The organism is Martinezella tropici (genome assembly GCF_003287875.1).
GTDB lineage: Bacteria > Pseudomonadota > Alphaproteobacteria > Rhizobiales > Rhizobiaceae > Rhizobium > Rhizobium tropici_C.
The window spans coordinates 133,056-148,585 of record NZ_QMKK01000035.1 but is presented as its reverse complement, the minus strand read 5'-3'; the positions used below and the strand labels follow the sequence as shown (position 1 = coordinate 148,585).

13 protein-coding genes are annotated in these 15,530 nt (G+C 60.6%); 5 read left to right on the top strand and 8 right to left on the bottom strand.

The annotated features are described in order from the left end of the window. The first annotated feature begins 264 nt into the window (after nucleotides 1–264). From DQ393_RS13960 to DQ393_RS13945, 4 genes are all read left to right on the top strand, one after another. Nucleotides 265–972 carry a TetR/AcrR family transcriptional regulator gene (locus DQ393_RS13960; RefSeq protein ID WP_112342500.1) on the top strand — a complete coding sequence of 236 codons (708 nt, stop codon included), beginning with the start codon at nucleotides 265–267 and terminating at the stop codon, nucleotides 970–972. Nucleotides 973–1,212: 240 nt separating this feature from the next. After that, nucleotides 1,213–2,370: a Gfo/Idh/MocA family protein gene (locus tag DQ393_RS13955; RefSeq protein ID WP_112342365.1), complete on the top strand. Its 1,158-nt coding sequence runs from the start codon at nucleotides 1,213–1,215 to the stop codon at nucleotides 2,368–2,370. Between the two features lie 12 nt (nucleotides 2,371–2,382). Then, nucleotides 2,383–3,558, top strand: a complete 1,176-nt coding sequence (locus DQ393_RS13950) for a dihydrodipicolinate synthase family protein (RefSeq protein WP_112342364.1) — start codon at nucleotides 2,383–2,385, stop codon at nucleotides 3,556–3,558. A 28-nt stretch (nucleotides 3,559–3,586) separates the two neighbouring features. After that, complete coding sequence (locus tag DQ393_RS13945; RefSeq protein WP_112342363.1) at nucleotides 3,587–4,411, top strand: sugar phosphate isomerase/epimerase family protein; 825 nt, start codon at nucleotides 3,587–3,589, stop codon at nucleotides 4,409–4,411. Between the two features lie 83 nt (nucleotides 4,412–4,494). On the opposite strand, the gene DQ393_RS13940 is transcribed toward DQ393_RS13945, so the two are convergent. The 8 genes from DQ393_RS13940 to DQ393_RS13905 form a co-directional block, all read right to left on the bottom strand. Continuing rightward, nucleotides 4,495–5,601, bottom strand: a complete 1,107-nt coding sequence (locus DQ393_RS13940; RefSeq protein ID WP_112342362.1) for a branched-chain amino acid ABC transporter substrate-binding protein — start codon at nucleotides 5,599–5,601, stop codon at nucleotides 4,495–4,497. A 329-nt stretch (nucleotides 5,602–5,930) separates the two neighbouring features. Beyond that, nucleotides 5,931–7,313, bottom strand: a complete 1,383-nt coding sequence (locus tag DQ393_RS13935; RefSeq protein ID WP_112342361.1) for an FGGY-family carbohydrate kinase — start codon at nucleotides 7,311–7,313, stop codon at nucleotides 5,931–5,933. Beyond that, the gene (rhaM, locus tag DQ393_RS13930; protein WP_112342360.1) at nucleotides 7,310–7,636 is read right to left on the bottom strand and encodes an L-rhamnose mutarotase; all 327 of its coding nucleotides are present in this window, start codon (nucleotides 7,634–7,636) and stop codon (nucleotides 7,310–7,312) included. Before rhaM ends, DQ393_RS13935 begins: the two co-directional genes overlap by 4 nt. Continuing rightward, nucleotides 7,633–8,649: an ABC transporter permease gene (locus DQ393_RS13925; protein ID WP_112342359.1), complete on the bottom strand. Its 1,017-nt coding sequence runs from the start codon at nucleotides 8,647–8,649 to the stop codon at nucleotides 7,633–7,635. The genes rhaM and DQ393_RS13925 overlap by 4 nt, the downstream gene beginning before the upstream one ends. Further along, nucleotides 8,646–9,650, bottom strand: coding sequence for an ABC transporter permease (locus DQ393_RS13920; RefSeq protein WP_112342358.1), 1,005 nt, complete (start codon nucleotides 9,648–9,650; stop codon nucleotides 8,646–8,648). Before DQ393_RS13920 ends, DQ393_RS13925 begins: the two co-directional genes overlap by 4 nt. Nucleotides 9,651–9,660: 10 nt before the next feature. Next, the gene (locus DQ393_RS13915) at nucleotides 9,661–11,196 is read right to left on the bottom strand and encodes a sugar ABC transporter ATP-binding protein (protein ID WP_112342499.1); all 1,536 of its coding nucleotides are present in this window, start codon (nucleotides 11,194–11,196) and stop codon (nucleotides 9,661–9,663) included. A 73-nt stretch (nucleotides 11,197–11,269) separates the two neighbouring features. Further along, nucleotides 11,270–12,265, bottom strand: coding sequence for a rhamnose ABC transporter substrate-binding protein (gene rhaS / locus DQ393_RS13910; RefSeq protein WP_112342357.1), 996 nt, complete (start codon nucleotides 12,263–12,265; stop codon nucleotides 11,270–11,272). A gap of 51 nt (nucleotides 12,266–12,316) precedes the next feature. Next, nucleotides 12,317–13,129 carry a DeoR/GlpR family DNA-binding transcription regulator gene (locus DQ393_RS13905; protein WP_112342356.1) on the bottom strand — a complete coding sequence of 271 codons (813 nt, stop codon included), beginning with the start codon at nucleotides 13,127–13,129 and terminating at the stop codon, nucleotides 12,317–12,319. Nucleotides 13,130–13,336: 207 nt separating this feature from the next. Here DQ393_RS13905 and DQ393_RS13900 point away from each other — a divergent pair, with 207 nt between their 5' ends. Further along, complete coding sequence (locus DQ393_RS13900) at nucleotides 13,337–15,433, top strand: bifunctional rhamnulose-1-phosphate aldolase/short-chain dehydrogenase (protein WP_112342355.1); 2,097 nt, start codon at nucleotides 13,337–13,339, stop codon at nucleotides 15,431–15,433. Nucleotides 15,434–15,530: the final 97 nt, after the last annotated feature.

The following is a 15,530-nucleotide window of genomic DNA, read 5'->3' as shown; positions in this document are numbered from 1 at the left end:
GTCCGCTGCCGCTTGCCTATTGCTCTCTAAAGCCGCACCGGGGCCGAAAGCAAGATCGTTGCGGTTTCTCCGGCCGGTTTCGGCAAAAGCGCGAACTCCTCGTTTTCGGACGCTTTTGCCGCCATACTCCCATTTAAACCGATATAACCATATGGTTACTATTGCTCTCGATTCGCCAGGGACTGTCAACTTATGCGATGATCGGTTACTTATCGGCGCGAGGAAAGACCGCATAAGCCCTATGAAATGCCGCCGGGAGCCATGATGTCGGAAGCCAAAATTGTAAAGCGCAGCGCAAAGAGCGCAGACTCTGAAAATGAAAAGAAAACGACCGCGCGCGCAGCTCCGGAACGGCCTCGCCTCAGGGATGCGGAACGCACCAGCAAGGCGATCCTCGCAGCCGCAACCAAGGAATTTGCCGAGCGTGGCTATGGCGGCGCGCGCGTTGATGCCATTGCCGAACGCGCCAAGATCAACAAGCGGATGCTCTATCACTATTTCGGCGGCAAGGATGCGCTCTATGTCGCCGTTCTGGAGGGCAGCTATATCGCCATCCGCTCGGCGGAAGCACGGCTCGATCTCTCGCATCGCTCGCCCGAGGACGGCATGCGGGATCTCGTCGTCTTCACCTGGCGGTATTTTCTGGATCATCCCGAATTCCTCGGGATTCTCAGCACGGAAAACATGCACAAGGCGCGCTTCCTGAAGCGTTCGGCGCGTATTTTCGAGCTGCATTCGCCGCTCGTCGCCGAAATTTCCGGCTTGCTCGACCGGGGTGCTGCAGCCGGTGTCTTCCGCGCCGGCTGCGATCCGGTGAAAATCTATATGAGCATTGCGGCACTCGGCTCGTTCTTCCTGACGAACCGCTGGACGCTCTCGACGATCTTCCGCCGCAATCTTTCCGAAAAGGCCGAAATCGAGGGGTGGGGCGAGCATATCGTCGACGTCATTTTCGCCTATCTGCGCCCCTAGCGCCGGATGATTTCAGGACGAACCGCCCTGAAAACCGAATCTGCGCTGGAATCAAACAAGTAGAGCCTGATGCCGTCCAAAAACCGGGTACATGTTTCGGTTTAGTGCTCCAGGCACTCCATCCCGATAAGCGGATGATCATGGATCCCTGTTGCCGCGGTCACTGACGATGGCCGTTGACAGCATGACTTCCTCATGCCAGTTATGTAACTATATAGTTATTTACGGGAGGAATGACTTATGGCAACGAAGCCGATCGGCATCATCATGCACGGCATCACCGGCCGCATGGGCTACAATCAGCACCTCGTGCGCTCCATCCTGGCGATCCGCGAACAGGGCGGCGTGCTGCTGTCGAACGGCGACAGGCTGATGCCCGAACCGGTGCTTGTCGGCCGCAACGCCGAAAAGATCGAGGCCATCGCCCGCGAGCACGGACTGTCGAAGACCACGACCGATCTCGACGCCGCTCTTGCCGATCCCGACAACACGATCTTCTTCGATGCCGGTTCGACGCAAATGCGCGTCGAGCTTCTCGAAAAGGCGATTGCCGCCGGCAAGCATGTCTATTGCGAAAAGCCGATCTCGGAGACGCTGGAGGAGGCGCTGTCGGTTGCTGCCTCGGCAGAGCGTCGCGGCGTCAAGAACGGTGTCGTCCAGGACAAGCTGTTCCTGCCGGGTCTGCGCAAGATTGCCATGCTGCGCGACAGCGGCTTCTTCGGCAAGATCCTCTCGGTGCGCGGCGAGTTCGGCTATTGGGTCTTCGAGGGTGACTGGGGCGTGAAGGCGCAGCGTCCGTCGTGGAATTACCGCAAAAAGGACGGCGGCGGCATGATCCTCGATATGCTGCCGCATTGGCGCTATGTGCTCGATAATCTGTTTGGCGAGGTCAAGTCGGTCAGCTGCCTCGGCGCTACGCATATTCCAAGCCGCGTCGACGAGAATGGCAACACCTATGTCGCCGATGCCGACGATGCCGCCTATGCAACCTTCGAGCTCGAAGGCGGCGTCATCGCCCATATCAACTCCTCCTGGGCGGTCAGAGTTCGCCGCGACGATCTCGTTACCTTCCAGGTCGACGGCACGCATGGTTCGGCCGTCTGCGGCCTGATGCGCTGTTGGACGCAGCATCGCGTCAATACGCCGAAACCGGTTTGGAATCCCGATCAGCCGCAGCCGATCAATTTCTTCGACACCTGGGAAGAGGTGCCGGACACGCAGGCCTTCGACAATGGTTTCAAGGCGCAATGGGAGCAGTTCCTATGCCATGTCGCCGAGGGCGCGCCGTGGAAGTTCACGCTTCGCGAGGGCGCCAAGGGTGTGCAACTGGCGGAACTGGCACAGAAGAGCTGGGCGGAACGTCGCTGGGTCGACGTGCCCTCGCTTTCGGCCCGCTAGGAGGCTAGTCTGATGACGAAAAGCCTTCGCTTGCCGACGACGGACGGCTCCATCGCCGCCTTCACGCCCGCCAACGAGCCTTTGATCGCGCCTGTGAAGCCGGCTGGCGGTCATCATTTCAATCGCGTCGCCTATGCCGCCGCGCATGTCGTGGTCGACGCGCTTGCCGACAACGATCCCTGGCTCGACCGCAACATCGACTGGGAACGCACGATTGCCTTTCGCGAATATCTCTGGGGTCTTGGTCTCGGTGTGGCGGAAGCGATGGATACCGCGCAACGCGGCATGGGGCTCGACTGGGCCGGTGCGAAAGAGCTGATTGCCCATGCGCAGTCGGCCGCCCGCGGCCGGTCGGATGCGGTGATCGCCTATGGCGCAGGCACCGATCATCTTCAGCCCGCTGCCGGCGTCATGATCGATGACGTCATCCGCGCCTATGAGGAGCAGATTGCCTATGTGGAAGGGCAGGGCGGCCGCGTCATTCTGATGGCGAGCCGGGCGCTTGTCGCAGCCGCCAAGAGCCCGGACGATTATATGAGGGTCTATGATCGCATCCTCGGGCAGGTCAAAGAGCCCGTCATCATTCACTGGCTCGGGTCGATGTTCGATCCGGCCCTGGCGGGCTATTGGGGCTCGGCCGACGATATGCGCGCCATGGAGACGGCGACAGCGATCATCAATCAGAATGCGGCCAAGGTCGATGGCGTGAAGATTTCGCTGCTGTCGGCGGAGAAGGAAATTGTCATGCGCCGCCGGCTCGATCCGTCGGTCAAGATGTATACCGGTGACGATTTCAACTATGCCGAACTGATCGCCGGTGACGAGCAGGGCTATTCGCATGCCCTGCTCGGCATCTTCGATGCCATCGCGCCGGCGGCGAGCGCGGCTCTCGCAAAGCTTGCTGAGAACGATCTCGACGCCTTCCATGCGATCCTGGCGCCGACTGTTCCGCTATCGCGTCATATCTTCAAGGCACCGACGCGCTTCTACAAGACCGGTGTCGTCTTCCTCGCTTATCTCAATGGCTTCCAGGACCATTTCCAGATGCTCGGCGGCCAGCAGAGTGCCCGTTCGATCCAGCATCTCTCGGAGCTGTTCCGGCTGGCCGATACGGCGCGGGTCCTGCGTGATCCCGATCTGGCCGTCTATCGGATGAAGGCAATCCTTGCCACCGTCGGCATCGATTAGCGGGTAAGATCGGGGGAGGATCATCACGATGGCCATAGAGGGTCTGTCCATCAATCTGGCGACGGTGCGCCAGCAATATGACATGCGCCAGGCGGTGGAAGCCTGCCTGAAGCAGGATATCGTCGCCATCGCGCCATGGCGTGATCAGGTCCATAAGATCGGACTTTCCGAAGCCGCTCGCATCGTTTCCGACAACAGGCTCAAGGTGACCGGCCTTTGCCGCGGTGGCATGTTTCCTGCAGCAGATGCCGAGGGCAGGGCAGCCGCGATCGATGACAACAAGCGGGCGATCGACGAAGCGGCGACGCTGAATGCCGATTGCCTCGTTCTCGTCGTCGGCGGCTTGCCGGAGGGATCGAGGGATATCGCCCATGCCCGTCAGATGGTGGCGGACGGTATCGCGGCGATCCTGCCGCATGCCCGCAGTGCCGGCATTCCGATCGCGATCGAGCCGCTGCACCCGATGTATGCGGCCGACCGCGCCTGCGTGAACACGCTGGAGCAGGCGCTCGACATCTGCGATCTTCTGGGCGATGGCATCGGTGTCGCGATCGACGTCTACCATGTCTGGTGGGACCCCAAGCTTCATGAGCAGATCGCCCGCGCCGGTGCCGGAGGCCGAATTTTAGCCCATCACATCTGCGACTGGCTGGTACCGACCACGGACCTGCTGCTCGATCGCGGCATGATGGGGGACGGCGTCATCGACCTGAAGCGTATCCGCGCCGAGATCGAGAAAGCCGGTTTTTTCGGCCTGCAGGAGGTCGAGATCTTCTCTCAGAACAATTGGTGGAAACGGCCGGGTGAAAAGGTTCTTTCCACCTGCATCGAACGCTTCCGCGCCGTTTGCTGAGCTGCGGCGGCCGAGGCACCATCGCCAAAAAAAACCGGGCCAAGAAATGGCCCGGCTTTCTTTCAAAGCGATGAAGTAGCGGCTTATTCGGCCGAAACGATCTTGCCGCCTTCCCACTTGTAGAGCGAGAAGCTCTGCGAGGTCAGGTCGCCGGTTTCGCCGTAGGTGACCTTGCCGATGGCGGTGTCGACCGGCTCGCCCTTCTTCAGAGCGGTACCGACGGCTTCGGCATCATCTGCCTTGCCAGCCTTCTCGATGCCGGCTTTCAGCACTTCGACGGCAGCATAGGCGTTGAGCGTGAAGGCTTCGGCCGGAATGTTGCGTGCTTTCAGGGCGGCAACGGCGCTCTGCGAAGCCGGGTTCTTCAGGGCGTCGGATGCATTGGTGAAGAGCGTGCCGGCAGCCGAATCGTTGGCGATTGCCCAATATTCGGTGTTGGACAGGCCGTCGCCGCCGATGATCTGAGCCTTGACGGAGATGTCGTGCAGCTGGCGGGCCAGCAGACCTGCCTCCGGATGATAGCCGCCGAAGTAGATCACTTCGACGCCGGCCTGCTTCAGCTTTGTCGTCAGAGCGCTGTAGTCCTTCTCGCCGGGGGTCAGCGAGTCGTTGACGACTTCGGTGACGCCGCCCTTGTTGATCGCTGCCTTGAAGGCGTCCGCCAGGCCCTTGCCGTAGGCGCCCTTGTCGTTGAGGATCGCGATCTTCTTGTCCTTGAAGTTCTTCACGACATATTCGCCGGCAACGACGGCCTGCTGGTCATCTCGGCCGCAGGTACGCAGGACATTGGTCAGGCCGCGGTTGGTCAGGCCCGGGGCAGTCGCGGTCGGCGTGACCATCAGGATGCCGTTTTCGGCCAGCGCGTCGGAAACCGGAATGGCAACGCCTGACGTAACCGGGCCGACGACGAAGCGGACGCTCTCGCCGACGAAGCCGTTGGCGACGGAGACGCCCTGCTTCGGATCGCCGGCATCATCGCCGAGCTTCAGAACGAGCTTCTGGCCAAGAACGCCGCCGCTCTTGTTGATTTCGTCGACGGCAGTCTGCGCGCCATTCTTGACCTGCTCGCCATAGGCAGCGACCGGGCCGGTCAGCGGCGCGATGAGGCCGATGGTGATGTCCGCATGCGCGAGAGGTGCGAAGGCCAGCGAAGCGACGAAGGTCGCGGCCGTCAATGTCTTCAGACTCATGTTAGCTCTCCTTGGATGGACGCGGCAGCGCCTTTTGAAACCGCCCGCAATCGCCTGTCTCGACGCGCAACCTGCCGTGAGGCGTTCTTTTAAAGAGACAGAGCTGATATCGAAGCCGATGATCGCCTTCGGACATTTTTTGATCTCGAAAGCGCTCATGAGGGTATTTTGTGTAGGAATATTGCGACGATTCCGCAAGAAAATAACCGTCGCAAAGACAATTTTGACGATTTTTCGCGATTCCTCATCGTCGGCTGGTTGCTATATTTCCGCAATCAAGGGTCGAGGCGTTGGGCTGCAATTTACCGCCGGACTTCATTCAGCCGAAACTAATCTTCCACAGCTTTCTGCCAAGCGTGCCTGTAGTGTCGTAATCCGCGCAAATCCGCGCAGATCGGCACGTTTTCCGTGGCGGAAGGTGGGCGAATTCCCGTCAGCAGGGCCGCGCCCTGGCTTGTCCCGGTCGAACCCGGCAAGGCAATGACGTTCTTGCCGGTTACCGAAGCCAGTGCGACGAGATAGGCACGATTGAAAGCAAACGGCCCTTCGACGAAGATTGGCCCCTTGGCGCCGATCAGATCAAGGCAGGCTTCCGTCATCATGGCGAGATAGAGGCTGACGGCTGCGAGCCGTTCGACGGAGTCAGTGGTGTTGCCGATCCATCGCATTTTCCTGCCCGGAAACGGACCGGAGCCCTCGACCACATTGGGCAACAGCATGAGGCCTTTCTCGATCACCGTTTCGAGGGCGCTTTCGACGGCATCGGCCGGCGCAGGACTGATATCGGCCAGGAGGATCTCGAACTCACGGCCGCCCATGAAGCGCCCCGACGGGACGGCGCGGCCATAGGCATCGACATTGGCGAGCGCGTCGCGATTGGCATCGAGATGGTCGAGATCGCCCCCGGCGCCGAAGCTGATGACCCAGGTTCCCGTCGAGACGACCGCAAAGGGGGCTTCGTTTTCCACCAGATGCGGCAGAAGCGAGGCGTTGGAGTCATGGATGCCGCAATAGACAAGCACCGCCTTTGCCAGCCCCATTTCGGCGGCAAGCGGCGGCAAGACCGGCCCGAGTGCGTCGAAAGCCGAGCGGACGGGCGCCATCAAAGCGCGGATGCCAAGCGTGTCGACGAGGGAGGAGTAGCTTTGCGTCGTCGGATTCCAGAGATCGGTATGGCAGCCGAGCGAGGTCACCTCGTTAGCAGTAACGCCGGTCAGGCGAAACGCCCAATATTGCGGATAGGTCAGGATCGTCGCGACGCGGGCGAAATCCGCCGGGAAGGTCTTTTTCAGATAATGAATCTGCGCACCGACATTCAGCCCGGCCGACAGCCCGGGTGAAAACGTCTCGCTGAAGTCCGGCCGCAATTGCGCATAGGCATCCTGAACGGCTTGAGGATAGCCGTGCTCGTAGTCGAGAACCGGCATGGCAAGGCTGCCATCCGCCGCCAGCATCACAGCGGATGCGCCGTGCGTGGTGATCGATATGGCATCGAATTCCGGTGTGGCGGCAAAACCCTTGAGGGCAGAGACGATGAAATCCCACAGCCCTTCGATATCGTAGTGCGGGTACGGGCCTGATTTCAAAACGCTGTTCGCAGTCTTGACGGCGGCAATCTCGGCACCTGTTTCTGCATCGAGCACGACGACCTTGGCGTTGGTCTTGCCGATATCGATGACCGCGATATGGCGATAGGCTCGGGTCGTGCTCATGGCAGATGAAAAACCGTGATCAGGTCGCTCTGAACAGGCGAATTGTCAGGATTGGTTGCCATGATGTCGGCCATATGCGCCCACCACTTCTTCATGAGCGGATGCTCTGGCAGGCTCGCCATGGCGTGATCCTTCGGTCGTGTCAGCACGCCGAAGAGCGTGTTCGTCTCGCGGTCTAGATGGATCGAATAGTCGCTGACGCCGGCCCGATGCAGCAGATCGACCAGCTCGGGCCAGATTTCATCATGCCGCTTCCGGTATTCAGCTTCCATGCCAGGATTGAGCGTCATTTTGAAGGCGTGGCGTTCGAGAACAACAGTCATTTGGAGCTCATGGTCCTGATGCGCCGGGCAATGATCGGCAGCGCGATGGTGATGATGAGGAGGAGGCCGATGAAGATCGACATGACGATGCCGGGAACATTGAGCAGGCCGAGGCCGAAGGTGACGAGGCCCATGACGAAGGCGGCGATGACGACGCCGCCGATCGTGCCTGAACCGCCGAGGATCGACACGCCGCCGAGCACGACCATGGTCACCACCTCCAGTTCCCAGCCGAGCGCGATCGAAGGGCGTGTCGAGCCGAGGCGCGAGGTGAGGCAGACGGCGGCAATGCCGCTCATGATGCCCGTCAGGAGAAACAGGATGAATTTGACCCGCTCGACCGGAATGCCGGAGAAACGCGCCGCGAAATCATTGTTGCCGATCGTATAGACCTGCCGGCCGAAATTCGTCGCATGCAGCAGGATCGCGAAGGCGATCGCAAGCACGATGAAGAGCACGAATTCGAAGGAGAAGACCCAGACGACATAACCCTGGCCAAAATAGGCGAAACTATCCGGATAATTGCCATAGGCCTGGTCGCCCAGCACGATATAGGAAATGCCGCGAAACAGGCTCATCGTGCCGATGGTGACGACGATCGACGGCAGCTTCAGCACCGAAACCAGGAAGCCGTTGAAGATGCCGCAGACGAGGCCGACGCCGATGCCGATCGCGACGAGGCCGGGCGTGTCGACGCCCAGTTGCGCGGCTGCGCCCATGGCCGTCGAGGCGAGTGCGATGATGGCTGCGACCGAGAGGTCGATTTCGCCAGCAATCACCAGCAGCGCCATGGCAAAGGCGATCATCGCCTTTTCGGTGAAATTGAAGGTCGCGTCCGAGAGATTGAAGGGATCGAGGAAATAGGGCGAAGCCAGCGAGTTGAAGATGAAGATCGCGACCGCGATGCCGAAGAGCAGCGTTTCCCAGCTTGCCATGACGCGCTTGAAGGGGGTGCCGAGGCGATCCGGAATGACGCGCTTTTCCGCGGCTGCCGCTTGCGAACCGTTGCTCATGCGTGTGCTCCCTGGCTGGCGGTGTCCTTTGCGGCCTGATCGCGCAGGATGATGCGGCCGCGGTTGCGTTCGCGCCGGGCGTTGAAGACGACGGCAAGAATGATGACGGTGCCTGATATCGCCATCTGCGTGAACGGCGAGATGCCGATGACCGGAAGTGCGTTCTTGATGACGCCAAGGAAGAGGGCGCCCAAGACCGCGCCGGCGACCGAACCGACGCCGCCGGCAATAGAGATACCGCCGATGACGCAGGCAGCCACGCTATCGAGTTCGAAGCCGTTGGCGATATCGACATAGGCGACGGCATAGCGCGACACCCAGAGATAGCCGCTCAGCCCCGCGAGCGCGCCGGAGAGGACGAAGGCGAGGAAGCGCGTCCAGCCGACATCGATACCGGCATAGACGGCGGCAACCGGGTTGCCGCCGCTCGCATAGGCCGAGCGGCCGAACTGCGTATAGCGCAGCACCAGATACATCATCAGCACGATCGCGATGCCGATCCAGGCAAGCACCGGCAGGCCGAGAAGTGGCGTGCGCGGCACGTTCAGGAAAATCGGCGTGAATTGATGCGCATTGACCCAGGCGCCCCCCGAGAGCACGAAGGCCATGCCGCGATAGATCGTCAGGGTGCCGAGCGTGACGACGATCGGCGGGATTTCCAGCGCCCAGACGAGATAACCGTTGATGGCGCCGAGAACCGCACCCATCAGGATCGCGGTAATAACGAGGGCGATCAGCGGAATATCGGGATAGGCCGCATTCAGCATCGCAACCGCCATGCCGGTCAAAGCCAGATTGGCGGCGACGGACAGATCGATCGACTTCGTCAGGATCACCGTCATCTGGGCAAGGGCCAGGATGATGAGGATCGATGTGTCGTTGAAGATATTGGCGAGATTGGCGGGCTCGGCAAAGCCGGCCGCACGCGTTGCGAAACCGGCGATCATCACGACGATGATGATGGCGAGCAGTGTTTCGCGCTTTTTGAGGATGCGTGGCATCCCGTCCTCCCTATGCGTTGCCGGTGGCGGCGCGCACCAGCGTTTCCGGCGTCAGTCCCTCGCGCTCGAACAGGCCTGCGGACTGGCCCTCCTTCATGACCAGCACACGATCCGACATGCCGAGGATCTCGGGCAGTTCGGAGGAGATCATGATGATGCTGAGGCCCTCGGCCGCCAACTCGCTGATGAAGCCGTGGACGGCGGCCTTCGAGCCGATATCGATCCCCTTGGTGGGCTCATCCAGAATGATGATCTTCGGCTGCGTCGCGAGCCACTTGCCGATGACCACCTTCTGCTGGTTGCCGCCGGAGAGCGTTCCCACAGGCACGGAAAGCGCGGCCGCGCGCAAATCCAGCCGTTCGGCGTATTTGCGGGCGAGAGCGAATTCGTTGGCCGCCTTCAGGAAGCCCTTGCGCGAGGTGCGTCCGAGCGAGGGCAGCGACATGTTCTGATAGATCGGCATCGGCAGCGCCAGGCCGTGGCGGCCACGCTCTTCCGGCACATAGACGATGCCGGCGGCAATGGCATCCTGCGGCGATCGCACTTGGATTTCTTGTCCGTCGAGCGTCAGGCGTCCGGACAGCGGTTTGGTGATGCCGAAGAGCGATTGGCAAAGCTCGGATCGCCCGGCACCGATCAGGCCGTAGACACCAAGGATCTCGCCGCGCCTGAGCTTGAAGGAAATATCGCGGAATTCGGTGCGGTGACAATATTTGTCGACTTCGAGAACGGTGTCGCCGATTGTCACGGGCACTTTCGGGAAAGCGTCCTTGACGTCGCGTCCGACCATCATGCGGACGATCTCGTCCTGCGGCGTCGACTTCAATTCTCCATGACCGACGGCGCGGCCGTCACGGAAGACGACGAAATTGTCGGCGATTTCATAGAGTTCGTCGAACTTATGGCTGATGAAGAGGATGGCCTTGCCCTTTGCCTTCAACCCTTCGACGATGCGGAAGAGATCGTCGATCTCCTTGCGGGAAAGGGCGGCGGTGGGCTCGTCCATGATGACGATGCGGGCCTCGATCGACAAGGCGCGTGCAATTGCCACAAGATGGCGCTGCGCGATGGAGAGGTCCTTCAAGCGGGTTGTCGGATCGATCGCGCTTTCCAGCGATTGCAGAAGCTCTTTCGATCGGCTGTTCATACTCTTCCAGTCGATGGTGCGCCAGGACGTGCGCGGCGCATGGCCGAGGAAGATGTTTTCGGCGACAGTCAGCTCGTCGAAGAGTACGGTTTCCTGATGAATAGCCGTGACGCCGGCATCGATCGCGGCTTGCGCATTGGCGAAAGCTGTCGGCTTGCCATCGACGAGGATCTCGCCTTCATTCGGACGGTAGATGCCGGTCAAAATCTTCACGAGGGTCGATTTACCCGCGCCGTTCTCGCCGATCAGCGCGGTCACCTTGCCGGGATAAAGCGAAATGCTGACGCCATCCAGCGCCTTGACGCCAGGAAAGATCTGGGAAATGCCGCGCATTTCCAGAATGGCCTGATTGTTCGCGGCTGGTGTGTCCGCGATGGAGCGTTGAAGGACTGTGGTCATCAGCAATGTACCGGATCAGTGAAACCAGGTCCGGCGGCTGACGCCGCCGGAGAGCTGCGAGTTCGATTTTCGATCAGAAAACCTTGGAGAACTGATCGATGTTCGAAGCGTTGTAGACGAACGGATCGGCCATGGCGGCTTCGCCGTTTTCGCCAACCTTGATCTTGCCCATGCGGCCGGCATTGATCTCGCTGCCCGGCTTGCCGTCGGTCTCGCCCTTGACCAGGCGATAGGCAATCTGCGTTGCGGAATAGCCGAGATCGATCGGGTTCCAGATCGCAAATTCCTTCGTCGCCCCAGACTTGATTGCGCCGGCCATTTCGGACGGCAGGCCGAGACCGGTCACGTAGACCTGGCCGATCTTGCCGGCATCCTTGACGGCCTGCGAAGCGGCGAGCACGCCGACCGTCGTCGGAGCGACGATGACTTTGACTTCCGGATGCGAGGTCAACAGGCCCTGGGCTTCACGATAGCTCTTGTCGGAGAGGTCGTCACCATAGACTGTTGTCACCAGGTTGAGGCCCGGGAAATCCTTCAGCTGCTTCTTCATCTCGCCGATCCAGATGTTCTGGTTCGTCGACGTCGTCGTGGCCGACAGGATGGCGAAATTGCCCTTGCCACCGTCGAGGTGATCCTTGGCGAGCGTCAGGCACATCTTGCCGATCAGCTCGTTGGACGAGGGGTTCAGCTGCAGGATACGGCCGGCCTTGGCGACACCGGAATCCCAGGAGATCACCTTGATGCCGCGCTGGGTGGCCTTCTTGAGAGCCGGGACGACGGCATCAGGATCGTTCGCCGAAATCGCGATGGCATCGACGCCCTGCGCGATCAGCGAGTTGATGACTTCAATCTGACCTTCGGCCGTGGTCGAAGTCGGGCCGGTATAGATCACCTGCACGCCGCCCAGATCCTTTGCAGCTTCCTGTGCGCCCTTGTTGGCGGCTTCAAAGAAGCCGTTGCCCAGCGACTTCACCACGAGACCGATCTTGACGTCTTTTGCACTGGCCGCGCCGGCGAAAAGCGTTGCGGCGAGCGCGACGCCGATCGCCAGTTTCTTTGCAATATTCATGTCACTTCCTCCCAAAGTTAATAGGCATGCTCACCCCGCCTGAGCCGCGTCTCATGCGACCGACGGGGAATCCTCCTCCTCGGCCTCAGCCGAAACATTTGCAATGATGAGCGAGATGCCCGCGTCCTCGATCATGCGCACCGTCTCGGCGGTGATGCCGTCGTCGGTGATGATGGTCGAGACCTGCTCGAGCGGGCAAAGGATCAGACTGGAGCGCTGGCGGAACTTGCTCGAATCGACCATGACGACAAGCTCGTCGGCCTGGCGCATGAGCTTCTGCTCGCTCTGGATGACCAGCGCGTCGGCTTCCATGATGCCGAGCGGGCCGACGCCCTGCGCGCCGATGAACATGCGCTGAGCGTAGAAATTCCGGATCGTATCGTTGTCGAAGGGCGAGAGGATCAGGCTTTGTTCGCGATAGATCGCGCCGCCCGGCACCGTCACGTTGTTCTTCGAATGCTTGACCAGGTGTTCGGCGATCGCGAAGGAATTGGTCATCACCTGCAGCCGGAAGGCCGAGATATAGTGGACCAGCTGAAACGTGGTCGTGCCGCCATTGATGATGATGGCGTCACCGGGATTGCAGAGTTCGGCCGCCTTGCGCGCAATTGCGCGCTTCCTATCGATGTTGACGGCTTCGGATACACGAAAAGGCCGTGCCGCCAGATTCCCAAGCTGAGGAGGATGGATGGATTCCGCGCCGCCGCGCACCCGCCGGATCTTTCCCTGTACATGCAGGGCAGCGATATCACGGCGTATCGTCGCTTCCGAAGCCTCGGTCAGCTCGGAAATATCCTGAATCGTGACGACGGACTTTTCCTGTACGGCGCTCAGAATAATGCGATGGCGTTCACGTTCGTGCATCGGCTCCTCCTTGATGGCGGTTATTTCGCAAATACGACAATGTGTCAATCATAAACGATCATAAACTTTCATATTGCAGCGCAACATTATCGAATTTGATCGTTTTCGATTGACAAGGCGACTATACGTGAGCGATACCCTGCTCACAAAGGGCGGTTCCATCATAATCCGGTCCGCCCGAAAGACTTGATTTCAAGGGAGGATGACATGGCGGCTGGCGTTCAGCTTCTGGAAAACCGTTGGGACGATGCATATGCTGATGGGCTCGATGAGCCGGGCAAGCTGCTCTATCGGTCGAATCTGCTCGGTGCCGACAAGCGTATCACCAACTACGGCGGCGGCAACACGTCGGCCAAGGTCATGGAAACCGATCCGCTCTCCGGCGAGAAGGTTAGGGTGCTCTGGGTCAAAGGCTCCGGCGGCGATGTCGGCACCATCAAGCTCGACGGTTTCGCCACGCTTTATCAGGACAAGCTCGACAGCCTGAAGAACATCTATCAGGGCGTTGCCGACGAGGACCGCATGGTCGGCTTCCTGCCGCATTGCACTTTCAACCTCAACGCCCGCGCCGCGTCGATCGATACGCCGCTGCATGGCTTCGTGCCGTTCACCCATGTCGACCATATGCACCCGGATGCCATCATCGCCATCGCCGCCTCGAAGAATTCACGCGAACTGACACGCGAGATCTTCGGCGACGATATCGGCTGGCTGCCCTGGCGCCGTCCCGGCTTCCAGCTCGGCCTCGATCTCGAAGCCTTCGTCAAGGCGCATCCGAATGCCAAGGGCGTCGTGCTCGAAAGCCATGGTCTCTTCACCTGGGCCGATGATGCCAAAGCCTGCTACGAGCTGACGCTCGCGATCGTCAACAAGGCGATCGAATGGTTCGCAGCCAAGACGGAAGGCAAGACGATTTTCGGCGGTGCCATCACCCAGAGCCTGCCGCAGGCGGAGCGTCGTGCGATCGCCGCCCGGCTGATGCCTGAAATCCGCGGCCGCATCGGCAAGGCGGAGCGCAAGCTCGGCGATTTCGACGATCAGGATGCCGTGCTCGAATTCGTCAATTCGAAGAACCTTCACCCGCTCGGCGCGCTCGGCACCAGCTGCCCGGACCATTTCTTGCGCACCAAGATCCGGCCACTGATCGTTGATTTCGACCCGGCCAAGCCCGATGTCGATGCGGTCATCGCCGGCCTCGACAAGGCGCTGGAAGATTATCGTGCCGACTACGCGCGCTACTACAATGATTGCAAGCACGACAATTCGCCTGCCATGCGCGACCCGAACCCGGTGATCTTCCTCGTGCCCGGCGTCGGCATGCTGTCCTTTGCCCGCGACAAGGCGACTGCCCGTATCGCCGGCGAGTTCTATGTCAACGCCATCAACGTCATGCGTGGCGCCTCCACGGTTTCCGAATATCAGGGCCTGCCGGAGCAGGAAGCCTTCGATATCGAATATTGGCTGCTGGAAGAGGCGAAGCTGCAGCGCATGCCGAAGCCGAAGAGCCTTGCCGGCCGTGTCGCTTTCGTGACTGGCGGCGCGGGCGGCATCGGTCGCGCCACCGCCGCGCGCCTGGTGGGCGAGGGCGCTTGTGTGGTTCTGGCTGACATCGACCAGGCGGCGCTGGAGAGCACACAGGCCGATTTCGCCAAGCGATATGGTGCCGATGCGGTGCGCAGCGTCAAGCTCGACGTGACGAAGGAAGATGCCGTCATCTCCTCCTTTGCCGAGGCTTGCGTCGAATTTGGCGGCGTCGATATTCTGGTCTCAAACGCCGGGATCGCGTCTTCCGCGCCGATCGAGAGCACCGAGCTTTCGATGTGGAACCGCAATATCGATATCCTCGCGACAGGCTATTTCCTCGTTTCGCGCGAAGCCTTCCGGCTGTTCCGCCGCCAGAATCTCGGCGGCAATGTCGTCTTCGTCGCCTCCAAGAACGGTTTGGCCTCCTCGCCGAATGCGGCCGCTTACTGCACGGCAAAAGCCGCCGAGATTCATCTCGCCCGCTGCCTGGCGCTGGAAGGGGCGGAAGCCGGCATCCGCGTGAACACGGTCAATCCCGACGCCGTGTTGCGCGGCTCGAAGATTTGGAATGGCGAGTGGCGCGAGCAGCGCGCCGCCTCCTCGAAGATCGAGGTGGACGAACTGGAGGAACATTATCGCAAGCGCTCGATGCTGAAGCTGAATGTGTTTCCCGAGGACATTGCCGAAGCGATCTATTTCCTGGCTTCGGACCTTTCCGCCAAATCGACCGGCAATATCATCAACGTCGACGCCGGCAACGCGCAGAGCTTTACGCGGTAGTTGGCCGCACTTCCTTCTCCCCCGCGGGGAGAAGGTGGCCCAAAGGGCCGGATGAGGGGGCGCGGCAGACGCGGTTCTATCTTTCGCTCACGCTCAA